A 21,113-nucleotide genomic window follows, 5' to 3' on the forward strand; every position below is an offset into this window, starting at 1 on the left:
CTTGCCCAGTTGCGGCTCGCAACCGATAGCATTCCTCGGAAAAGCCGCCGTCCCCCCGTAACCAGCGCGGCCTCATCCGCTACGAAGGTCATCCATGCCCCACAGCCAAACCTCTGCACCTCGCGACGGCTTCCTCGGTGGTCGCCTTGCGCGCGGAGCATCGCCGTGGCTTCTCCCGACCGTTGCCACGGCTGCCCTGAGCCTGGCCCGATCGCGTCGTTCGAAGAACGCGGCAGCACTCGCCGTCCCGGCCACCGCTCTGGCGGCCGGGATGCTGTGGTTCTTCCGCGACCCCGAGCGCGAGATCGCCCAGGGCCGGGTCATCTCCCCGGCAGACGGTGTGGTGCAGAGCATCATGCCGTGGAAGGACGGCCGCACCCGCGTCGCGATCTTCATGAGCCCGCTGAACGTCCACGTCAACCGCGCCCCCCTGGCCGGCACCGTGACCTCCGTCGAACACATCCCGGGCGGTTACGTCCCGGCGTTCAACAAGGAGAGCGAGAACAACGAGCGCGTCGTCTGGCACTTCGACACCGACCTCGGTGACATCGAGATGATCCAGATCGCCGGCGCCGTCGCCCGCCGCATCGTGCCGTACATCCCCCGGGGCACCAAGGTCGAGCAGGGCGAGCGCATCGGTCTGATCCGCTTCGGTTCGCGCGTCGACATCTACCTCCCGGAGGGCGTGGAGATCGACGTGGAGGTCGGCCAGAAGACGGTGGCAGGGGTGACTCGACTTGACCGTGACTGACCCCGAGACCCAGGCGGGCTGGGCGTCCGTGCCGGACAACGCGGTGACGGACGACGCGGAGGAGATGCCGCTCTCACTGCGCCTGTCGATAGCGGACACCCTGACCCTCGGCAACGCCACGTGCGGCTTCATGGCGGTCTACTTCACGACGACCGGCATCCTGATCCCGCACATCCAGGGCAGCAACGACTCGGGCATGGCCCGCAGCAGCGCCGCCACCGCGGTGATCCTCATGCTCGCCGCCGCGATCTTCGACCTGTTCGACGGTCTGGTCGCCCGCAAGCTGCGCTCCTCGCCCATGGGCGCCGAGCTGGACAACCTCTCGGACCTGATCAGCTTCGGCCTCGCGCCCGCGTACTTCGTGCTCGTCTACGGCATGGTCGCCAATGACGCGCACCAGAGAGTCGCGGCGGTGGGGGCCATCGTGGTGCTGCTGGCGGTGGTGCTGCGGCTTGCGCGGTTCTCGTGCGTCACCGTCAAGGACGGCACCTTCCAGGGCATGCCGTCTCCCTTCGGCGCGCTGACCGTCGTCTCGATCGTGCTGCTCGAGCTGCCGTTCGTGGCGACGCTGCTGGCGATCATCGGCACCGCGTGGCTGATGGTGAGCCGTGTCGAGTACCCGAAGCCGCGGGGGCGCCTCGCGGTCGCGATGCTCTCGTGGATCGTGCTCAGCATGGGTCTGCTGGCCGCCTGGGCGTTCGACGCCCCCGGCGGGCAGCTCCTGCTCCAGACCGGCTGTGCGCTGCAGCTCGTCCTCGGCGCGGTGATCCCCCTGTTCGCGACGGCGCGACGGGTGAACAACTTCCGGGACAACCGGCGTGAGGCGCGGGCCCAGCCGTAGCCGTGGCCCGGCGGAACCTGTGAGGGATGGGCCCGAGCCATTTGGCTCGGGCCCATCCCTTTTGCGCCTTGGCGCCGTGGGGGCGTCTGTCCGCCTGCGGGTGCCGGTTCGTTGTGGCTGGGCGCGCCGTTCCCCGCGCCCCTGGGGCGCCTCGGCGCCGGGGGCATCCGGACTACGGCGGGTGCGCGTTCGTCGTGGCTGGGCGCGCCGTTCCTCGCGCCCCTGGCGGGGCCCAGCCGGCCCGGGAACGGCGGGTCCCGGCCGTCGTGGCGGGGCAGAGCGATGGGCCCGGGCTGGTGGCTCGGGCCCATCGGGGTGGTATCGGTCAGTTGGTCGGGGTGTAGGTCTTCGCCTCCGTCGACTCACCCGGGGCGCGGACCACCTTCAGGCCGCCCACGGCCGTCTTGTCGGGCCGCAGGATCACCGACTTGTGGGAGGACGGGGCCTTGGGGTCGGTGAAGTCCTGGTCGACGCCGAAGCCCATGTCGTAGCCGCTCAGGGAGAGCAGGCCCTTGTCGACGCCCTCACGGGTGAGGTCCTTGTTCTCGCACGCCTTCTTCAGGGCCTCGCCGAAGACACCGGCCGCGGTCCAGCCGGCGACGACGCCGTTGTCGAGGCCGTCCTTCGGGTACGCCTTCTTGTAGTCGGCGACGAGCTTCTTGGCCTCCGGGGTGTCCGCGCCGATGGGCAGCGACGGGGACGCGACGTAGTAGTTGGCGAGCAGGGCCGGGGCCGCCTGGGTGCCGAGGAGCTGCGGGGAGTACGCCGAGTTGTTGCCGATGACCGGCACGTTCAGCTTCGCGGCGGCGGCGACTCCGACCAGCGAGGCCGCCTGGCGCGGTCCCGCACTGATCACGATGCCCTTGACGCCGGCCTTCTTCAGGGCGGCGACCTGGGCCGTCATGTCGTTGTCGGTCGGCTTGATCTTCTGCTCCACGACGGTCAGCCCGGCCTCCTCGGCCATGAACTTCGAGCCCTTGAGCGCGCTCTCGCCGTAGTCGCCCTCGAAGTAGACGTGGCCGAGCTTGTCGCCCTTCTTCAGCCCCTTCTCCTTCAACAGGAAGTCGATCGCGTTGATCGTCTCGATGTCGTACGTCGATCCGATGATCCGCACATAGGGGCTGCCGAGCAGATTCGACGACCATGCCTGCGGCAGGACGAGGGCCTTGTCCTGGTCGGTGATGCGCTTCTCGACGGCGGCGACGAACGGCGACCCGATGAACTGGGTGAACCCCAGCACCTTGGGCGCGAGCTCGGTGTATCCGGCGACGGCCTTCTGCGGGTCGTAGCCGTGGTCGCGGACGGTGAGTTTCAGCTGGTAACCGCAGATCCCGCCGTCGGCGTTGACCTGCTTCACATAGAGCTGCTGAGCCTGCGTGACGCTCTTGCCGAGTGTCGCGTACACGCCGGTCATGTCGGTGAGGACGCCGAGGTCGATCGTCTTGCCCGAGATGCCCTTGCCGGTCTTTATCCCGTCCGCGCTCTGTTTGTCGTCGTCCCCTCCCCCGTCCTCGGCCTTGGAGCTGCACGCGGCGGTCAGCGCGAGCAGCGCGGCCACGGCGGTCACCGTGAGCGTGCGAGTGCGGCCAGTACGGGCGATCATGACTCCTCCTGAGGGTGTTTCCGAACACGCCGGGCGGCAAGCTGCACAAGGCCGCCCGGAAGGAAAAGGACCACCGCCACGACGGCGGCGCCGTAGAGGTAGCGGGATGCCTCGCCGGGTGCGACGCCTCCGGTGCCGGGGGCGGAGACGAGCGGCAGGGCGTCGCTGTAGCGGGTGAGGATCTGGGGCAGCAGCGAGACGAACGCGGCGCCCACGACCGCGCCCGCCACGGACCCGAGCCCGCCGATGACGATCATGGCGAGGTACTCCAGGGAGAGCGTGATGCCGAAGTAGTCGGGCACGGTGCGCTGGAAGACGAGCGCGAGCAGCACGCCCGCGAGGCCCGCGTACATCGACGAGAGGACGAAGACGGCGCCGCGGTAGCGGGCCACGGGCACGCCGAGGACGCCGGCGGCGATGCGGTGGTCGCGGATGGCGTTCATGGCGCGGCCCGGCCGCCCGCGCAGCACCCCGCGGGCGAACAGGCCGCCGCCGAGCGTGAGCAGCAGCCCCAAGTACCAGAGTTTCTCGGCGGAGCCGAACGGCACGCCCGCGACGGTGAGCGCCTGGTCGTCGAAGGTGAGCCCGAACAGGCTCATGGCGGGTACGTCGCGCCCGTTGGCGCCCCCGGTCAGGCCCTCGGCGTTGAACAGGACGTGCTGCCCGATGAAGATGAGGGCGAGCGTCGCGATGCCGAGGTACGCGCCCTGGAGGCGGCCCGCGATGGGGCTGAAGAGGCCGCCCGCGACCCCGGCGACGGCCACCGCGAGGACGGCGGCGAGCCACGGCGGCAGCCCGAGCCCGTTGAGGTCCTCGCCGCGCTCCCCCGCGAAGACGCAGTATCCGTAGGCGCCGACGGCGAGGAAGAAGGCGTGGCCCATGGAGAGCTGCCCGGTGGCGCCGGTGAGGAGGTTGAGTCCGATGGCGCCGATCGCGGCGGCCATGGCGAACAGGCCCGCCTGGAGCCAGAACCGGTCGAGGTAGAACGGCAGGGCGAGCAGCAGCAGCCCGCAGACGGCCGCGGCGTAGGTGCGGCGGCGGGTGAGCAGCGTCCGGGTGGGGGTCCGAGGCGTCGGGGGGTCCGTGGCCTTCGTGGCGGCGAGGGTGTCAGACACGGGCGAGCTCCTTCGTGCCGAAGAGCCCCGAGGGCCGCAGCAGGAGAATCACGGTCATCACGAGGTAGGGCGCGAGGTCGCCGAGCCCCCGGCCCATGAAGGCGAGCTCGCTCTGGTAGCCGGTGGCGAGGGACTCCGTGACACCGACCACGAGGCCGCCGACGAGCGCGCCCGTGGTGGAGTCGAGCCCGCCGAGGATGGCGGCGGGGAACGCCTTCAGCGCGGCGAGGGAGGTGGCCCGTTCCAGGCCGGGCGTCGGGAACACGCAGAGGAAGAGCGCGGCGACGGCGGCGAGCCCGCCGGCCACGGCCCAGGCGCCGAGCGAGACCCTGCCGAGCCGTACGCCCATCAGCGCGGCCGTCTCGCTGCTCTCCGCGGCCGCGCGCATCGCGACGCCCCAGGACGTGAAGCGGAAGACGATCAGGAAGCCGGCGATGAGCAGGGCCGCGGTGACGAACGCGGCGATCCGGGTGTGCGCGACCGAGACCCCGCCGACGGTGAGGACGGAGTCGCCCCACGGGTCGCCCATCGAGAGCACGTCGGTGCCCAGGCGCCGGGTGAGTTCGGTGGTGAGCAGGATGTCGACGCCGATGGTGACGATGGCGAGGACGCTGTGGTCGTGCCCGCGGTAGCGGCGCATCACGAGGAACTCCACGGCGGCGCCGACGACCGCGGCCGCGGCGATGCCGACGCCGAGCGCGGCCCAGAAGCCGATGTCGTCGTGGAGCGAGGCGGTGACGTAGCCGCCGGCGAGCAGCAGGGAGGCGTGGGCGAAGTTGACCACTTCGGTGGCGCGGAAGATGACGACGAAGCCGAGGGCGATGAGCGCGTACACGGAGCCCATCGAGATGCCGTTGAGGAGGAGTTCGAGGAACGTGGTCACGCGGAGGCCTCCCCGTTCGTGTCGCCTTCGGCGGGCGCGCCCAGGTATGCCTGGACGACCGCCGGGTCGTTCTGGACGCGGTCCGGTGGCCCGCCGGCGATCCGGCGGCCGAAGTCGAGGACCGTGACCTCGTCGGCGAGGCGCATGACGACTCCCATGTCGTGTTCGACGAGGACGATGGAGATGCCGAGGCTGTCGCGGACGCCCGCGATGACGGCGGAGGTGCGGCGCCGCTCGTCCGCGGTCATTCCGGCGACGGGTTCGTCGAGCAGCAGGACGCTCGGTTCCATGCACAGGGCGCGGGCGAGTTCGGCGAGTTTCTGCTGGCCGTAGGGCAACGCGCCGGTCGGTGTGTCGAGTTGGTCGCCGATGCCGACGAACTCCGCTATCTCCCGCACCCGTTCGCGGTGCAGCCGCTCCTCATGGACTGCGGAGGGCAGGCGCAGTCCGGCGGCGAGGAAGCCGGTGCGGGTCAGCCGGTGGCGGCCGAGCAGCAGGCTGTCGGCGACCGTGGTGCGCGGCGGCAGGGCGAGGTTCTGGAAGATGCGGGCCACGCCGAGCCCGGCGATCCGGTGCGGGGGCAGCCCGGTGAGCTCCCGTTCACCGAGGTGGACGCTGCCCGAGGTGGCCCGGTAGACGCCGGACAGCACGTTGAAGCAGGTCGACTTGCCCGCGCCGTTGGGCCCGATGACGGCGTGCACCGTGCCGGGTTCGACGGTGAGGCTGATGGCGTCGAGAGCGGTGAGCCCGGCGAACCGTACGGTCAGGTCCCGCACTGTCAGCGGCAGTACGTGGGTGGCGGTCGCGGCGGTCATCGGGCACCTCCCCAGCGGCGCAGCACCGGTGCGTGCGAGGCGCCGCCGGAGGCGTCCTCGGCGGCTGTCTCGTCGACGACGCCCAGGTAGCGGCGGCGCACCTCGTCGGAGTCCGCCAGTTCGTCCGCGGGGCCGTGCAGGGTGATCTCGCCGACCTCCAGGACGTACGCGTACGAGGCGAGACGCAGCGCGAGGGCCGCGTTCTGCTCGACGAGGAGGACGGAGACGCCCTGGGCGTTGATCTCGCGGATCGTGTCGGCGATGCGGGCCGCCATCAGCGGGGCGAGGCCGAGCGAGGGCTCGTCGAGCAGGAGCAGGCGCGGGCCCGCCATCAGGGCGCGGGCGACCGCCAGCATCTGCTGCTCACCGCCGGACAGCAGCCCGGCGCGCTGCCCCGCCCGCTCCGCGAGGACCGGGAACAGCTCGTGGACGCGGCGCAGCGCCGCCGCCTTGTCGGCGCGCGACCCGGTCGAGCCGAGCGCGCCGGCCCGCAGATTGTCGGCGACGGTCATCCGGGCGAACACCCTTCGCCCTTCCGGTACTTGGCAGATCCCCGCGGCCACGACGCGGTCGGCGGAGAGCCCGCTGGTCCGGCGCCCGCCGAACCGCACCTCGCCGGAGGTGACCGTCCCACCGTGAAATCCCAGCGTGCGCGAGACGGCGCGCAGCAGCGTCGTCTTGCCCGCGCCGTTGCCGCCGAGCACGGTGACGACGGCGCCGCGGGGCACCTCGATCGTCACACCGCGCAGGGCGCGTACGGGGCCGTAGCCGACCGACACGTCGTCGACGGCGAGGCCCTCCCCTTGTGCATCGGTCACTCTGTGTCCCTTCCTGGACCGGTGGCGCTCACGACAGCACCGTGCGGGCGGCCCGTCCACGGGCGGCCGCGGAATCGCTGCGTGGGCCCAGCGCCCGCCCGCCTCGGTTGTGCGCGCGCACAAGACCCCGTGTCAGGGGCCTGCCGGGGACGGGCGCGGGATGACATCCTCCGCACAAGCGAAAGAGTCCTTTGCCGTCGCTTTACGGGCTGTTGGGAGGGGCGATGGGTGGACGCAGGCATCGCACCGGGCAGGACTGGAAGCTGCTGAAGGAGGCGTGCACGACGCTGCTGGAGCGGGTGCCCGAGCTGGTCGACGAGCATCTGCGGCAATTGTTCGCCTTCTCCGACGTGTACGCGCGGGTGCTGCCGTACGACGTCCAGTGGCGGGAGGCCGAGGAGGCGATGCGGATCGGCATCGAGACCATCTCGGCACGCCGCGAGTCACCGCGCAGGGATCTGGCGTACGCGGAGGAGGCGGGCCGGCGCCGCGCCGGGCAGGGCCTCCCCCTCGATCTGCTCGTGCACGCCTACCGCAACGCGGGTTACCTCGTGTGGGACGCCCTGATGGAGAGCGCGGGCGGCGAACCCGACCGGCTCTCCGCGCTGATGCGGTCGGCGACGATGGTGTGGGCGGCGGTGGACGCGCAGGCCGAGGCGGCGTCGGAGGCGTACCGGGCGACGGAGCTGGAGCTGCGGCGCCGCACCGACGAGCAGATGCAGGCCCTGCTCGACGCGCTCCTGGAGGGCCGCCCCGCGCCGGGCCTCGCGGCGCGGGCGGCGGCCGGGCTCGATCTGCCGGAGCACGGCCCGTACACGGTCGTGGTGCTGCGGGCGGAGCGGCGGGACGGGCGGGAGGCGTTCCACCGGCGGATCCAGGACCCGGGGTTCCGGTTCGTCTGGCGGATGCGGGCGGACTGCGAGGTGGGCGTGGTCGCGCTCGGCGCGGGCCGGACGCTCGACGAACTGGCGGCGCTGCTCGACGGGCGCTGCCCGGGGCCCGGTGGGCTCAGCCCGGTCGTCACCGGCCTCACCGAGCTGGGGCACGCGCGCCGCCTGGCCGAACTCGCCCTGCGCACCTGCCCGCCGGAGACGACCGGTGTCGTACGCCTCGACCAGCGCATGCCGACGGCGCTCGTGGTCAGCCAGCCGGATCTGGCACAGCGCCTGGTGGCGGGGGTCTTCGGCGAACTGCTCGCCCTGGAACCGGGTGACCGGGCCGTGCTGCTGGAGACGCTGGACGCGTGGCTGGCCTGCGAGGGGTCCGCCGGGCGGGCGGCCGGTCGCCTGTACTGCCACCGCAACACGGTCTTCAACCGGTTGCGGCGGCTGGAACAGCTGACCTCGCGGTCGTTGTCGCGGCCCCGGGACCTGATGGAGATGACGCTGGCGCTGGACGCGTATCGGCTGTCGCCGGGGTGAGGGGTCCCGGCTCGCCGCGGGGGGGGGCTCCGTCCGGCTGCGGGCCGGTGGGGCTTCTCGCGCAGTTCCCCGCGCCCCTGGAGCATGCGGCTTCGCCGCAGCCCCATGAGGGCGCACGCCCGCGCCCTCTGAGATGGCGCACGCAGTGCGCATCTCAGGGGCGCGGGGAACTGCGCGACCAGCCACGACGCGACCCGCACCCGGCGACGACCACCAACCCCAGCGGCGCGAGAACGCACCCGCTCAGGTCAGGAAGTCCACCCCGATCCGCTCCGCCACGTCCTCCAAAATGGGCCCCGCCTCGGCGATGCAGCGGGCCACGTCCGGCTCCACGTCCGTCAGGGCGTACGCACGCCGGATCCCCGCGCGGCCGAGCGCCGCGGGGTCGAGGGCCAGCCGGCCGCAGACCGCGATGACCTCGACGCCCGCGGCGCGCGCGGCGGCGGCGACCCCGGCGGGGGCCTTGCCGTGCAGCGTCTGTTCGTCGAGGGAGCCCTCACCGGTGATCACGAGGGTGGCCCCCTGGAGCGCGGGCCCGAAGCCGAGGACGTCGAGCATGACCTCGATGCCGGGCCGGAAGCTCGCGCCGAGGCCGACCAGGGCCCCGTAGCCGATGCCGCCCGCGGCGCCCGCGCCCGGTGCCGCGGCGTGCTCCAGGGCCTTCGGGCCGACGGACTCGCCGAGGATCTTCGCGAAGTGGGCGAGCGCGGCGTCCAGTTCGGCCACGTCCTCGGGGCTCGCGCCCTTCTGCGGGCCGTAGACGGCGGGCGCGCCCTTGGGCCCGGTGAGCGGGTTGTCGACGTCGCTGGCGAGGACGATCTCGACGTCGGCGAGGCGGGCGTCGAGGCCGGACAGGTCGGCGGAGGCCAGCGCGGCGAGAGCGCCGCCGCCGGGCCCGACGGGTGCGCCCGCCGCGTCGAGGAAGCGGGCGCCGAGCGCGGCCAGCATGCCGGCGCCGCCGTCGGTCGTGGCGCTGCCGCCGACGCCGAAGACGATGGAGCGGGCCCCGGCGTCGAGCGCGGCGGCGATGACCTCACCGGAGCCGTACGTCGTCGAGGTGAGGGGGGCGAAGACGCCCTCGGGCAGGAGCTGGAGGCCCGACGCCTCCGCCATCTCCACGACCGCCGTGCCCTCGCGCAGCGCGTACGCGGCGGTCACCGGTTCGCCGAGCGGCCCGGTCACCCGCACCTCGCGGCGCTCGAAGCCGGCGGCGACCGCCGCGGCGACCGTTCCGTCGCCGCCGTCCGCGACCGGTACGGAGGCGATCTCGACGTCGGGCGCGGCCCGGCGCAGTCCCGCGGTCACCCGCTGGGCGACCTGCACCGCGGTGAGCGACCCCTTGAACTTGTCCGCCGCGATCAACACGTGCCGCGCGGCCTGTGCAGCGTCCGCCACCTTGCTCCCCTTGCTGTTCGGGCCTTGCTCGCGTCAAGGCAGTCGCGCCGCTGCGACCTTAACCGCAGGAGGGGCCCGCTGCCCATGGCTGTCCGCTCCACGGGATGCCGGGCGGCGCCTAGGATCTACCGGAAGGTTCACCTCCGCTTTGGAGGTCCGCACGAGTCGGACCACCGCGAATTGGTCATCTACGCGCGTTGACAACGGGTGGGGCGGCAGGTGAGCTTTCCATGGACAGTTTTTCCAGCCGGAGCGACGGTGCTCCGGAGCGAAGGGGCTCATTCCGTTGGCCAGGAAGATCATTCTCGACTGCGACCCGGGGCACGACGACGCGGTCGCCATGCTTCTCGCGCACGGCAACCCCGACATCGACCTGGTCGCCGTGACCACCGTCGTCGGGAACCAGACCCTGGAGAAGGTGACCCGCAACGCCCTGTCGGTGGCCGCGATCGCCGGCATCACCGGGGTCCCCTTCGCGGCCGGCTGCGCCCGCCCCCTGGTCCGCCCCATCGAGACCGCGGCGGACATCCACGGCGAGACCGGTCTCGACGGGCCCGCGCTGGCCGAGGCGACCACCGAGCTCGACCCGCGGCACGCCGTCGACCTCATCATCGACACGGTGATGGCGCACGAGCCGGGCGAGATCACGATCGTGCCGACGGCCGGCCTGACCAACATCGCCCTGGCCGTGCGCAAGGAGCCCCGGATCGCGGAGCGCGTCCGCGAGGTCGTGCTGATGGGCGGCGGTTTCCACGAGGGCAACTGGAGCCCGGTCGCCGAGTTCAACATCGTCATCGACCCCGAGGCCGCCCACATCGTCTTCAACGAGAAGTGGCCGGTCACGATGGTCGGCCTCGACCTCACCCATCAGGCGCTCGCGACGCCCGAGGTGGAGAAGAAGATCGCGGCCGTCGGCACGAAGCCCGCCGCGTTCGTCCTCGAACTCCTGGAGTTCTTCCGCGAGGCGTACCGCGAGAACCAGGGCTTCGAGCACCCGCCCGTGCACGACCCGTGCGCCGTCGCGTACGTGATCGACCCGGGCGTCATGACCGTACGCAAGGCGCCCGTCGACATCGAGCTGCGCGGCACGCTCACGCTCGGCATGACAGTGACAGACCTGCGCTCCCCCCGCGCCGGCCGACTGCCACACCCAGGTCGCCGTCGACCTGGACCACGGGCGCTTCTGGGACCTCGTCGTAGACGCCCTCGTACGCATCGGAGACCCGGCAGCATGAGCGGAGCCGCCTCCCCCCACGCCCCGGCCGAGGAGTCCCGCACGGGCCGCCCGGTCAGGGTCGGCGCCCTGATGGTCGCGCTCCTCGCGGCCAGCTTCGCCTTCCAGCTCAACGCGTCGATGCTCAGCCCCGCGCTGACCACGATGGCGGCCGAGCTGCACACCACCGCCTCCGCCGTCGGCGTCACCCAGACGGCCTTCTTCACGGCCGCCGCACTGTTCTCGCTGTTCCTGCCGCGCCTCGGCGACCTGATCGGCCGGCGCAAGGTGCTCACCGGGATGATGGTCCTGATGGCCGTCGGCTGTGTGATCTCCGCGCTCGCCGGCTCCGTCGGGACGCTCGCCGTCGGCCGTGTCGTCCAGGGCGCCTCCGGCCCCACCATCCCGCTCGCGCTGATCATGCTGCGCGTCGAGGTCCCGGACCCGAAGCGGTACGGCACACTGCTCGGCCTGGTCACCGCGGTCAACGGCGGCATCGCGGGCGTCGACTCGTTCGCGGGCGGCTCGCTGGCCGAGCACCACGGCTACGCCTCGATCTTCTGGGTCATGACCGGCTTCGCGGCTCTCGCCGCGCTGCTCGTACGGTTCCTGGCGCCCGACTCGCGCGCGGCCGAGCGTCCGCGCATGGACTGGCCGGGCGTCGCACTCCTGGTCGTCTCCGTCGGCGCGCTGCTGATCGCCTTCAACGAGGCGGGCAAGCTGGCCGACGCGAACTGGCCGCTCACCATCGGCCTGCTGGTCGTCGCGGCGCTCGCCTTCTGGGCGTTCTGGCGCATGGAGAACAGGGCCGCGCACCCGCTGGTCACGACGCATCTGCTGAAGCGGCGTGCCACCTGGTCGATCCTGCTGTCGACGATGCTGACGATGACCGGCGTCTTCGCCATCATGAACGGGCTGCTGCCCGGCTTCGCCCAGGACACCGCGGTGGGCCTCGGCCTCGGCGCCGAGGGCGCCACCTGGTGGACGCTGACGCCGTACGCGCTCGCGGGCCTCGCCATGGGCCCCCTCGCGGGGCGGCTCGCGGCGTCCTTCGGTTACGGCCGCGTGCTGCGCATCGGCCTCACCGCCACGGCGGTCGCGACCGTACTCGCCCTGCTGACCCTGCAGACGGACTCCTCGGGCCTGCTCCTCGCGGTCTCGATCCTCCTCGGCGCGACCTACGCGGGCACGGTCAACATCATGCTCAACGGCCTCGGCATCCTGCTCTCCCCCAAGGAGAACCCGGGCTTCCTGCCGGGCCTCAACGCGGGCTGTTTCAACCTGGGCGCGGGGCTCAGCTTCGTCGTCCTCTACGCGGTGATGGACGCGGTCGCCCCCGCCGACGGGTCGTCCGTCGGCGGCTACAGCGCCGGGGTCGTGGCGGGTCTGGTCCTGATCGTGGCGGCCCTCTTCGCCTCGCTGCTCATCCCGAAGCCGGTGGACGCGGAGGACGGCGTCTAGGTGTTTTTTGGGGGGTGACGACGGGGCTTAGAACAGGGCCGTGCCGCGTTCGAGGTCGAGCAGGCGGCGCTTGCGTTCCAGGCCGCCGCCGTACCCGGTGAGGCCGCCGCCCGCGCCGACGACGCGGTGGCAGGGCACGATGACGCCGACGGGGTTCTTGCCGTTGGCGAGGCCCACGGCGCGGGAGGCGGCCGGGTTGCCGAGCGCCGCCGCGAGCTCGCCGTAGGTACGGGTCTCGCCGTACGGGATCCGCTGGAGCTGCTGCCAGACGGCGCGCTGGAAGGGCGTGCCGTGCAGGGCGAGGGGGAGGTCGAACTCCTTCAACTGCCCCTGGAAGTAGGTCTCCAGCTGGTCGATGACGTCACCGAAGGGGCGTTCGTCGCGCGCGCCGAACGTCTCCTCGGCGGGGCGGTGGCGCTGCTCGGTCATGTAGAGGCCGGACAGGGCCCCGCCGGTGGCGACGAGGGTGAGCAGGCCGTACGGGCTGTCGATGACGGTGTGCCGCTTGGGTTCCATGGTCCTACGCCCCTTACGCGGGAAGGAAGTTGATGGGGTGGCTTTCGGTGGCCCACAGGTACTGGACGGCGTAGGCCCGCCAGGGTCGCCAGGCCGCGGCGCGCGCGGTGAGGGCTGCCGGGGTGTGCGGGATCCCCAACCCCCGTGCGGCGCGCCGCATCCCGAGGTCGGTGGGGAGGAAGGCGTCGGGGTCGCCGAGGGCGCGCATCGCGATGGCCTCGATGGTCCAGGGGCCGAAGCCGGGCAGTTCGGCGAGCCGGGCGCGCGCCTCGTCCCAGGCGGTTTCGGGGCCCAACGTCAGTGCTCCGTCGGCGAGTCGGCGTACGAGTGTGGTGAGTGTGGTGCGGCGGCTGCGCGGCAGGGCAAGCGACTCGGGGTCGAGCCGGGCCAGCGCGGCCGGTGACGGGAAGAGGTGGGTGAGGCCGCCTTCGGGGTCGTCGACCTGTTCGCCGTGGGCCCGTACGAGGCGGGCGGCGTGGGTGCGGGCGGCAGCGGTGGAGACCTGCTGCCCGAGCACGGCCCGGACGGCGAACTCGGCCTCGTCGACGGTGCGCGGCACCCGGCGGCCCGGCGCTTTGTCGACGAGGGGCGCGAGCAGCGGGTCGGTGCGGAGCCGGGCGTCCACGGCGACCGGGTCGGCGTCGAGGTCCAGCAGGCGGCGGCAGCGGCTGATGGCGACGGTCAGATCACGCTGGTCGGTGAGGACCAGACGGCAGCCGATGTGCTGGGCGCCGGGCGTCAGGGCCACGACGCCGTGGCCGTAGGGGAGGCGCAGCGTGCGTCGGTACGCGCCGTCGCGCCACTCCTCGACGCCCGGTACGGCGGTCGCCGCGAGGTGCCCGAAGAGGTTGTCGGGGTTGAGGGGCGCGCGGAACGGCAGCCGGAGCGTGATCGCGCCGGGCGCGCTCGGCAGGCCCTCGGGGGCTCGCGCGCGCAGTTCGCCCGGGGCGAGGGCGAAGACCTCGCGGACGGTGTCGTTGAAGGCGCGGATCGAGGCGAACCCGGCGGCGAACGCGATGTCGGCCATGGGGAGCCCGGTGGTCTCGATGAGCAGCCGCGCGGTCTGGGCGCGCTGGGCGCGGGCGAGCGCGAGCGGTCCCGCGCCGAGCTCGGCGAGCAGCTGCCGCTCGATCTGGCGCGCGCTGTAGCCGAGGCGGCGGGCGAGCCCGGGGACGCCTTCGCGGTCCACGGTCCCGTCGGCGATGAGCCGCATGGCGCGGGCGGTGAGGTCGGCGCGCTGGTTCCACTCCGGGGAGCCGGGGCTGGTGTCGGGTCGGCAGCGCTTGCAGGCTCGGAACCCGGCTTGCTGGCAGGCGGCGGCGCTCGGGTAGAACACCATGTTCCGGGGTTTGGGCGGCACGACCGGACAGCCGGGGCGGCAGTAGATGCGGGTCGTCACCACGGCGGTGAAGAAGACCCCGTCGAACCGGGTGTCCTTGGCCTGCATCGCGCGTACGCACCGCTCGGTGTCGGTGTGCATGGCGGCGGTTCCTCGAACCGTCTCGGTGGGTGCCTTGTCGGTGGGCATGGCTCAAGGATCGGCCATGGTGAGCGGGTCGGCTGGCGAGAATCCGACATGGATGTCAGCCGCCCTCGACGTCCCCTTCGGGGGCTTCGGGGGTTCCAGGGGCTTCGGGGGCGGGGCCGGGGCTTCGGGGGCGGCGGGGGTGGGGCTTTGGTGCCGGGGCTTCGGTGGTGCGCAGGGCGGACACGATGCGGGCGGCCACCCACTTCGATCCGGCCGCGCCACCGGGAACGGCCTGTTCACCCGCACCACCCGCACCACCCGCCGCCGAGGTGACGGAACTCCGCCTGAGGCACGGGGCGTTCGTCCACCCCGGGGCGCTCAACCCGTACGGACCCGGCGGTGCGCCGTTCGGTCGGCGCGCGGGCCGCGGCTCGCCACGCGGGGGGGCGCACACCCCTCCGGGTGACACGAGAGGGGCGCGCGGATGGGGTCCGCCCGCCCCCCGCGCACAACGCGCGCCCCTGACCTGCGAGGAATGGGCCAACACAACAAATGAGCCGCGCTGTTGGGACCATATGACTGGTTTCTGGTGGCCTTTCCTGTGCCTACAGTCGTGCTGCTGATTCGTTTCCCCGACGGCCGCACGCGGGCCGCCACCAGGAACAGAGCGAGGTTCGAGTGCCCGTAGCCGACCGACCCGCAGGGGCTTCTTCCGGCCGCACGGCCGCAGTTCTTGAGGGGCTCGCGGGCTGTGTGCCGCCGCGCCGGGTCTCGAACGCCGAGCTTCCGGCCGCCTGGGGCGTCGACGACGCCTGGGTACGGCGCCGTACCGGCATCGCCACCCGCCACTGGGCCGGGGCCGGGGTCAGCACCGGCGACCTGGCGTTCGAGGCCGCCGAACGGGTACTGGGCGCCCTGGACGGCCCCGAGCCGGACACCGTCCTCGTGGCCACCTCGACGCCGGACCGGCCGATGCCCGCGATGGCGCCGCACCTCGCGACCCGGCTCGGCCTCGGACCGGTGGCCGCCTGGGACGTCGCGGCGGCGTGCAGCGGCTTCGGCTACGGCCTGGCCACGGCGGCGGGCGCCCTCGTCGCCGGGCACGCACGGCGGGTGCTGCTGGTCGCCGCCGAGGTCTACTCGACGCTCGTGGACCCCGCGGACCGTTCCGCCGGTGTCGTCTTCGCCGACGGCGCGGGCGCCGTGCTGCTGCGCCGTGGCACGTACGGCGAGCCGGGCAGCCTGCTCGCCTTCGACCTCGGCAGCGACGGCAGCGGGCACGAGTTGATCCAGGTCCCCGGCGGCGGCGCGGCCGAACGCGCCGCCGCCGGACCCGCCGGAACCGGCGAACCCCTTCGCCGCGCCCCGGGCGACCGGCACTTCCGGATGGCCGGCCGTGCCGTGTACCAGCACGCGGTGGTCCGGATGGCCGAGTCGTCGCGGCGGGTGCTCGCCCGCACCGGCTGGACCGGGGACGACGTGGACCGGTTCGTCGCCCACCAGGCCAACGCCCGGATCCTCGACGCGGTCGGCGAGCGGCTGCGACTGCCCGCCGCCCGGCAGGTCAGCAATATCGAGCGGGTCGGCAACACCGGCGCCGCGTCCCTGCCACTGGCTCTCGCCGACGCCGCGTCCCGCGGTGAACTGGCCGTCGGGGAGCGGGTGTTGCTGACCTCCTTCGGCGCGGGCCTGACCTGGGCCTCCGCCACACTGCTCTGGCCGGACCTGCCCGCGGTGACGCCGGTCGACACAACCGCAATGCCGGTCGGCACAGCGGCGGCACCGGTCGACACAGCCGCGACGCCGGTCAACACGACCACGGAACCGGCCGACACAGCCACAACGCCGGTCAACACAACCGCGGCAGCGGCCAATACAGCCACGACGCCGGTCGGCACAACCCCGGCAACGGCCAGCACAGCCACAACGTAGGTCGGCACAACCCCGGCACCGACAGCGCCCGCCACCGCCGGCCTCTGACACCTCAACAGGGCTTCCGCAGCGCAGAGCCCGCCGCGCGGACCCCGTGCCACACCTGGCCCATCCGCGAGCCACACCACCGAGCCACACACCCCGGGACACGCCCTCGGGCCACACCCCCGCCCCACGCTTCCCGGCACACACCCCACTCCGCATCCCTGGCCCGCTCTCCCCTACCCACCCGCCACCCGATACCCCCCAGAACATCCCGGAAAGGCACGTCATGCCCGCAGAGTCCCCCGTGGGGTCCGCCATCACCTCCGTACTCACCGAGAAGTTCGAGATCGACCCGGCCCGCGTCCACCCCGACGCCACGCTGGAGAGCCTCGACCTCGACTCCCTCGCCCTCGCCGAACTCGCCCTCGTCCTCCAGGAGCGCCTGGGCGTACCGGTGACCGAGGCCGAGGCCACGAAGGCGACGACCGTCGCCGGGCTGACCGACACCCTGACCGCCAAGTACACCTCGGCAGCGGCCCGGTGACCGCAGCCGAGCGTTCCGTCGCCGTCACCGGTCTCGGGCTCATCACCCCGGCCGGTGCAGGTCGCCGGGCCACCTGGGACGGGTTGCTGCGCGGCACGTCCGTCGCCGCCCGCGACGTCGAACTCAAGGGCTGCCCCGTCGACTTCTCCTGCCGGGTCCCCGAACTCCCGCCCGCCGTGGGCCGGATCGGCGGCGGCAAGGCGTGGCGGATGGGCCGGTTCACCCGGCTCGCGGTGCTCGCCGCCCGGGAGGCCGTCGGCGACGCCGGGCTGAGCCCCGGGGACGGCTGGGACGGCGCGCGCGTGGCCGTGGTCATCGGCTCGGGGCTCGCGGGCGCCGGGCACCTGGAGGACCAGACGCTCCGCTTCCACCAGGGCGGGCCCGAACTGGTCGCGCCCACCCTCGTACCCATGCTGATCTCCAACATGGCGGCGGGCGAGGTGGCCCTCGACCTCGCCGCGCGCGGCCCGTCGCTGGCCACCCAGTCCGCCTGCGCCTCGGGGGCCGGCGCCCTGGTCGTCGCCCGCGACCTGCTGCTGAGCGGAGCCTGCGACATCGCCGTCGCGGGCGGCTCGGAGGCCGCCGTCACCCCGGTGGTCACCACCGGCTTCCAGCGCATGGGCGCGCTGTCGGCGCGGTGCGGCGAACCCGCCGCCGCGTCACGGCCGTTCGCCGCCGACCGGGACGGCTTCGTCATGGCGGAGGGCGCCGCGATCTGTGTCCTGGAGCGTGCGGCGGACGCCCGGGCCCGCGGCCGGCGCGGTTACGCGCTGCTCGCGGGGGCCGGCCAGTCGACCGACGCCCACCACCCGACGGCGCCCGCGCCGGGCGGCGTCGTCGCGGAGACGGCACTGCGCGCGGCCCTCACGGACGCGGGTCTTTCCCCCGCCGACGTCGACCACGTCGACGCGCACGGCACGTCCACCCCGCTCAACGACCGGACCGAGGCGGAACTCATCGGCCGCGTCCTGCCGCACGGTCCCAGCGTGACCGCGCCGAAGGGCGTACTGGGTCACAGCCTGGGCGCGGCCGGGGCCGTCGAGGCGGCCGTCACCGCGCTGACGATCCACCACGGCACGGTGCCGCCGATCGCCAACCTGGCCCCGGACAACGTCGCCTTCCCCCTCGACTGCGTGACCGGGCAGCCCCGGGCGCAGCGGGTGCGGGCCGCCGTCAGCCACTCCTTCGGATTCGGCGGGCACAACGTCGTGCTCGCGTTCGTCCCGGCATGAGCGCCCCCGTGTCACGCCGTCCGCCGCGCCACGCCGTCGGCCGTGTCACGCCGCCCGCCGTGCCCTCCGTACGAAAGAGCGCATCCACTTGACCGCGTACAGCACCCTCTCCCATGCGGCCGTGCACGTGCCGCCCGGTCGCCAGACCGTCAGCGAGGCGGAGGACCGCTTCCGCTCCCACAGCCCGGACGTCACCCTGGGCCGCGGCGTCCTCCAGCACATGTACGGGTTGCTGGAGCGGACCGTGGCGGACGCCGACGAGCAGCCGTCGGACCTGGCCGCGCACGCCGCCCGGTCGCTCCTCGAACGGTCGGGCGTCGCCGCCCCTGACATCGATCTGCTCATCTTCACGGGGATCCTCGCCGACCTGGAGGAGCCCGCCACCGCGCATGTCGTCGCGGACAAACTCGGCCTGAACTGCCCGGTGTTCGACCTCAAGAATGCCTGCAACGGTGTCCTCAACGCCATCGAGGTCGCCGACGCGTTCATCAAGGCGGGCCAGTACCGGCGCGTCCTGATCACCACGGCGGAGGTCTCGACCCGGGAGAGCCGGTGGTCGGTCGACGCCCAGGACGACGTGCTGACGGCGCTGCCCAGCCTCAGCACCGGTGACATGGGGTCCGCCCTGCTCATGGAGGTGTCCGAGCGGCCCGGTGTGCTCGGCTCGCGCTTCTTCGCCAACTCGTGGGGCTGGCCCGCCGCCACCCTCCCGAACCCGTACGCGCGCCACCGCGCCCTGGGCCACCTGCACATCGACTCGGCCCGGCTCGTCGCGTCCTTCGCGGGGTTGCCGCAGCGGCTGCGGGCCGCCGTGCGCTCCATCGGGGTCTCCATGGCCGACCTGGACCTGGTCTGCATCCACCAGCCGTCCGTCGCGTTCACGAAGGTGGCGTGCGACTGGGTGGGCGTGGACGTGGACCGGATCCAGCCGACGTTCCCGACACACGGCAACGTCGCCACGAACACCATCCCACTCCAGCTGGCCACGGCGCTGGAGTCGGGGCGCCTGCAACGGGGCGACCTGGTCGGCCTGTTCGGGTTCGCGAGCGGGGCGAGCGCCGGGGTGGTGGTGTGCTCGTGGTGACGCCGCGCATCGCCCCGCTGCCCCCGGACGCGTGGCCGCCCGCGCTGCGCGAGCTGTTGCACGTCTCGCGCCGGGACGGCCCGGGCCGCGAGAACCTCTTCGGTACGCTCGCCCACCATCCACCGCTCGCCGGCGCCTGGCTGCACCTCGCCCAGGTCCTCACGCACGAGGGCCTGTTGGAGCCGCGACTGCGCGAGCTGGTGATGCTGCGCACCTCGCACCGGTTGCGCTGCCCCTACGTGCGCGCCCGTCACGAGGGCCACGCACGGGACCTCGGCGTCCCACCGGCCGCCGTCGCCGCGACCGCCGCCCCGCTCCCCGCTCCGGACACGGCCGCGGACCGGGCCGCGTACGACTGGAGCACGCGGGAGGCGGCCGTGCTGCGCGCGGTGGACCTGCTCGCGGTGGCCACCCCGCTGCCGGAGCCGTTGTGGCACGAGCTGTCCGGGCTGTTCACCGCGCCCGAACTGCTCGAACTCCTCGTCCTCGTAGGTCAGTGCGCCATGGCGTGCACGACGCTGAACACGCTGCACACGCCCGCAGGCGGGCCCACCGTGCGCATCGACGCCGCGCGCTGCTGCAGCGCCGGCCAGTGCGTGTCCACCGCCCCCGAGGTGTTCGCGCACGACGAGGACGGGCTGGTCACGCTCGTCGAGGACCGGCCTGCCGTGACGGACCGGCTGCGCCTCGCCGCCGCGCTGTGCCCCAGCGGCGCGATCCACCTCACCGCACCCGCACCCGCACCCGCACCCGCACCTACCGACGCCGACGCTCCGGTTCCGGACGCGGCCCGGCCCATGGAAGGCGTTTCCCCGTCATGACCTCCGCCCCACCTGCCCCGCTCACCCTGCCCGCCCCGTACGGGGCCTGTCCGTTCACGCCGCCCCCGGCCTACACCGAGGCGGCCGGTCAGGCGCCGGTCTCCCGGGCCGCGCTGCCCGACGGCTCGCCCTGCTGGCTGGTGACGGGGTATCAGGAGGTGCGGTCGGTGCTGTCCGACGCCCGGTTCAGCGCGGACGCGCGGGCGCCCGGCTTCCCGTTCCTCTCCCCCGGCCAGCGTGAACTGGCCACCGCTCGCCCGAGCTTCATCCGCATGGACGACCCGGAGCACGCGCGTCTGCGCCGCATGGTCGCCAAGGACTTCCTGGTGCGCCGCGTGGAGGAGCTGCGTCCCGGCATCGACCGGATCGTCGACGAACAGCTCGACGTGATGCTCGCGGGCGGCCAACCCGCCGACCTGGTACGGGACTTCGCGCTGCCGATCCCCTCGCTGGTGATCTGCATGATGCTGGGTGTGCCCTACGCGGACCACGACCGCTTCCAGTCGCTCAGCCGCACCTTGCTGGACAACACCGCCTCACACAGTGAAGTCGGCGCCGCCCACGCCGAGTTGACGTCGTACCTGGAACGCCTCGCCGGGCTGAAGACCCGCGCACCCGGCGACGACATCCTCAGCCGGCTCGCGGCCCGCCCCGATCTCACCCCGCAACAGGTCGCCTCGCTCGGCTTCCTGCTCCTGGTCACGGGACACGAGTCGACGGCGAACATGACCGCCGTCTCCGTACGCGCCCTGCTCGGCGACCCCGAGCAGACGGCACGCCTGCGGGCGGACCCGGCCCTGATCCCCGGCGCGGTGGAGGAGCTGCTGCGCCATCTGACGATCATCCACCTGGGACTCGCCCGGGCCGCGACGGAGGACGTCGAGGTGGGCGGGGTCACCGTCCCGGCCGGCGAGGGCGTCATCTGCATGCTGTCCACGGCGAACCGGGACCCGGAGCTGTTCGGCGCCGACGCCGACACCCTCGCTCTGGGCCGCGACGCCCGCCGCCACCTGGCGTTCGGGTTCGGCGTGCACCAGTGCCTCGGCCAGACGCTGGCCCGCGTCGAACTGCGGTCGATCCTCGCGACGCTGCTGCGCCGGGTGCCCTCGCTGCGTCTCGCCGTGCCGGAGACGGACCTCGCGTACACCCCGCACAACATCGTCTACGGCCTGCGGGAGCTGCCCGTCGCCTGGTGAGGGCGGCCGCGCCGGACCG

The 21,113-nt window shown here is 73.2% G+C and carries 18 protein-coding genes and 1 pseudogene; 11 read left to right on the top strand and 8 right to left on the bottom strand.

Going from position 1 to position 21,113, the window contains the following annotated elements; all coding sequences use genetic code 11:
- The first annotated feature begins 94 nt into the window (after positions 1–94).
- Entirely contained in the window at positions 95–751 is a 657-nt protein-coding gene (locus ACZ45E_RS23680; protein ID WP_468223596.1) for a phosphatidylserine decarboxylase, read from the top strand.
- A 64-nt stretch (positions 752–815) separates the two neighbouring features.
- Entirely contained in the window at positions 816–1,592 is a 777-nt protein-coding gene (gene pssA, locus ACZ45E_RS23685) for a CDP-diacylglycerol--serine O-phosphatidyltransferase (RefSeq protein ID WP_468223662.1), read from the top strand.
- Between the two features lie 325 nt (positions 1,593–1,917).
- On the opposite strand, the gene ACZ45E_RS23690 is transcribed toward pssA, so the two are convergent.
- The 5 genes from ACZ45E_RS23690 to ACZ45E_RS23710 are packed head-to-tail and all read right to left on the bottom strand — an operon-like array spanning position 1,918 to position 6,826.
- The gene (locus ACZ45E_RS23690; RefSeq protein WP_468223598.1) at positions 1,918–3,195 is read right to left on the bottom strand and encodes an ABC transporter substrate-binding protein; all 1,278 of its coding nucleotides are present in this window, start codon (positions 3,193–3,195) and stop codon (positions 1,918–1,920) included.
- On the bottom strand, positions 3,192–4,310 hold the full coding sequence (locus ACZ45E_RS23695; RefSeq protein WP_468223599.1) for a branched-chain amino acid ABC transporter permease: 1,119 nt from the start codon (positions 4,308–4,310) through the stop codon (positions 3,192–3,194). Before ACZ45E_RS23695 ends, ACZ45E_RS23690 begins: the two co-directional genes overlap by 4 nt.
- Positions 4,303–5,193, bottom strand: coding sequence for a branched-chain amino acid ABC transporter permease (locus tag ACZ45E_RS23700; RefSeq protein ID WP_468223601.1), 891 nt, complete (start codon positions 5,191–5,193; stop codon positions 4,303–4,305). Before ACZ45E_RS23700 ends, ACZ45E_RS23695 begins: the two co-directional genes overlap by 8 nt.
- Positions 5,190–6,008 (bottom strand): ABC transporter ATP-binding protein, encoded by an 819-nt coding sequence (locus tag ACZ45E_RS23705; RefSeq protein WP_468223603.1) that lies wholly within the window; start codon positions 6,006–6,008, stop codon positions 5,190–5,192. The genes ACZ45E_RS23700 and ACZ45E_RS23705 overlap by 4 nt, the downstream gene beginning before the upstream one ends.
- Positions 6,005–6,826 carry an ABC transporter ATP-binding protein gene (locus tag ACZ45E_RS23710; protein WP_468223605.1) on the bottom strand — a complete coding sequence of 274 codons (822 nt, stop codon included), beginning with the start codon at positions 6,824–6,826 and terminating at the stop codon, positions 6,005–6,007. The genes ACZ45E_RS23705 and ACZ45E_RS23710 overlap by 4 nt, the downstream gene beginning before the upstream one ends.
- A gap of 224 nt (positions 6,827–7,050) precedes the next feature.
- Here ACZ45E_RS23710 and ACZ45E_RS23715 point away from each other — a divergent pair, with 224 nt between their 5' ends.
- Complete coding sequence (locus ACZ45E_RS23715) at positions 7,051–8,247, top strand: PucR family transcriptional regulator (RefSeq protein ID WP_468223607.1); 1,197 nt, start codon at positions 7,051–7,053, stop codon at positions 8,245–8,247.
- 243 nt (positions 8,248–8,490) lie between these two features.
- On the opposite strand, the gene ACZ45E_RS23720 is transcribed toward ACZ45E_RS23715, so the two are convergent.
- Positions 8,491–9,642, bottom strand: a complete 1,152-nt coding sequence (locus tag ACZ45E_RS23720) for a glycerate kinase family protein (protein WP_468223608.1) — start codon at positions 9,640–9,642, stop codon at positions 8,491–8,493.
- 286 nt (positions 9,643–9,928) lie between these two features.
- Here ACZ45E_RS23720 and uriH point away from each other — a divergent pair.
- Together uriH and uriT are read left to right on the top strand one after the other, a co-directional pair.
- A pseudogene (uriH, locus tag ACZ45E_RS23725) lies at positions 9,929–10,877 on the top strand (uridine-preferring nucleoside hydrolase UriH).
- Positions 10,874–12,316 carry a uridine transporter UriT gene (uriT, locus tag ACZ45E_RS23730; protein ID WP_468223609.1) on the top strand — a complete coding sequence of 481 codons (1,443 nt, stop codon included), beginning with the start codon at positions 10,874–10,876 and terminating at the stop codon, positions 12,314–12,316. Before uriH ends, uriT begins: the two are co-directional and overlap by 4 nt.
- Positions 12,317–12,343: 27 nt before the next feature.
- Here the strand turns inward: uriT and ACZ45E_RS23735 are convergent, their stop codons facing one another.
- Entirely contained in the window at positions 12,344–12,832 is a 489-nt protein-coding gene (locus tag ACZ45E_RS23735; protein WP_468223612.1) for a methylated-DNA--[protein]-cysteine S-methyltransferase, read from the bottom strand.
- 13 nt (positions 12,833–12,845) lie between these two features.
- The gene (locus ACZ45E_RS23740; protein WP_468223665.1) at positions 12,846–14,312 is read right to left on the bottom strand and encodes an AlkA N-terminal domain-containing protein; all 1,467 of its coding nucleotides are present in this window, start codon (positions 14,310–14,312) and stop codon (positions 12,846–12,848) included.
- A gap of 666 nt (positions 14,313–14,978) precedes the next feature.
- On the opposite strand from ACZ45E_RS23740, the gene ACZ45E_RS23745 reads away from it, so the two are divergent.
- From ACZ45E_RS23745 to ACZ45E_RS23770, 6 genes are all read left to right on the top strand, one after another.
- A complete protein-coding gene (locus ACZ45E_RS23745; protein ID WP_468223614.1) occupies positions 14,979–16,232 on the top strand; it encodes a beta-ketoacyl-ACP synthase 3 in 1,254 nt (417 codons plus the stop codon).
- Positions 16,233–16,503: 271 nt separating this feature from the next.
- The gene (locus ACZ45E_RS23750; protein ID WP_468223616.1) at positions 16,504–16,761 is read left to right on the top strand and encodes a phosphopantetheine-binding protein; all 258 of its coding nucleotides are present in this window, start codon (positions 16,504–16,506) and stop codon (positions 16,759–16,761) included.
- Positions 16,758–17,993 carry a beta-ketoacyl-[acyl-carrier-protein] synthase family protein gene (locus ACZ45E_RS23755; protein ID WP_468223619.1) on the top strand — a complete coding sequence of 412 codons (1,236 nt, stop codon included), beginning with the start codon at positions 16,758–16,760 and terminating at the stop codon, positions 17,991–17,993. Before ACZ45E_RS23750 ends, ACZ45E_RS23755 begins: the two co-directional genes overlap by 4 nt.
- 88 nt (positions 17,994–18,081) lie before the next feature.
- Positions 18,082–19,077, top strand: coding sequence for a 3-oxoacyl-ACP synthase III family protein (locus tag ACZ45E_RS23760; RefSeq protein WP_468223621.1), 996 nt, complete (start codon positions 18,082–18,084; stop codon positions 19,075–19,077).
- Positions 19,071–19,898: a 4Fe-4S domain-containing protein gene (locus tag ACZ45E_RS23765; RefSeq protein ID WP_468223624.1), complete on the top strand. Its 828-nt coding sequence runs from the start codon at positions 19,071–19,073 to the stop codon at positions 19,896–19,898. The genes ACZ45E_RS23760 and ACZ45E_RS23765 overlap by 7 nt, the downstream gene beginning before the upstream one ends.
- On the top strand, positions 19,895–21,094 hold the full coding sequence (locus ACZ45E_RS23770) for a cytochrome P450 (RefSeq protein WP_468223627.1): 1,200 nt from the start codon (positions 19,895–19,897) through the stop codon (positions 21,092–21,094). Before ACZ45E_RS23765 ends, ACZ45E_RS23770 begins: the two co-directional genes overlap by 4 nt.
- Positions 21,095–21,113: the final 19 nt, after the last annotated feature.

The organism is Streptomyces sp. NPDC030991 (assembly GCF_055571235.1).

Bases quoted from the DNA above. Each gene is read 5' to 3' on its own strand.
- ACZ45E_RS23715 (WP_468223607.1), top strand. From the start codon at position 7,051: ATGGGTGGACGCAGGCATCGCACCGGGCAGGACTGGAAGCTGCTGAAG.
- ACZ45E_RS23770 (WP_468223627.1), top strand. From the start codon at position 19,895: ATGACCTCCGCCCCACCTGCCCCGCTCACCCTGCCCGCCCCGTACGGG.
- ACZ45E_RS23750 (WP_468223616.1), top strand. From the start codon at position 16,504: ATGCCCGCAGAGTCCCCCGTGGGGTCCGCCATCACCTCCGTACTCACC.
- ACZ45E_RS23705 (WP_468223603.1), bottom strand. From the start codon at position 6,008: ATGACCGCCGCGACCGCCACCCACGTACTGCCGCTGACAGTGCGGGAC.
- ACZ45E_RS23690 (WP_468223598.1), bottom strand. From the start codon at position 3,195: ATGATCGCCCGTACTGGCCGCACTCGCACGCTCACGGTGACCGCCGTG.
- ACZ45E_RS23680 (WP_468223596.1), top strand. From the start codon at position 95: ATGCCCCACAGCCAAACCTCTGCACCTCGCGACGGCTTCCTCGGTGGT.
- pssA (WP_468223662.1), top strand. From the start codon at position 816: ATGCCGCTCTCACTGCGCCTGTCGATAGCGGACACCCTGACCCTCGGC.
- ACZ45E_RS23735 (WP_468223612.1), bottom strand. From the start codon at position 12,832: ATGGAACCCAAGCGGCACACCGTCATCGACAGCCCGTACGGCCTGCTC.
- ACZ45E_RS23740 (WP_468223665.1), bottom strand. From the start codon at position 14,312: ATGCACACCGACACCGAGCGGTGCGTACGCGCGATGCAGGCCAAGGAC.
- uriT (WP_468223609.1), top strand. From the start codon at position 10,874: ATGAGCGGAGCCGCCTCCCCCCACGCCCCGGCCGAGGAGTCCCGCACG.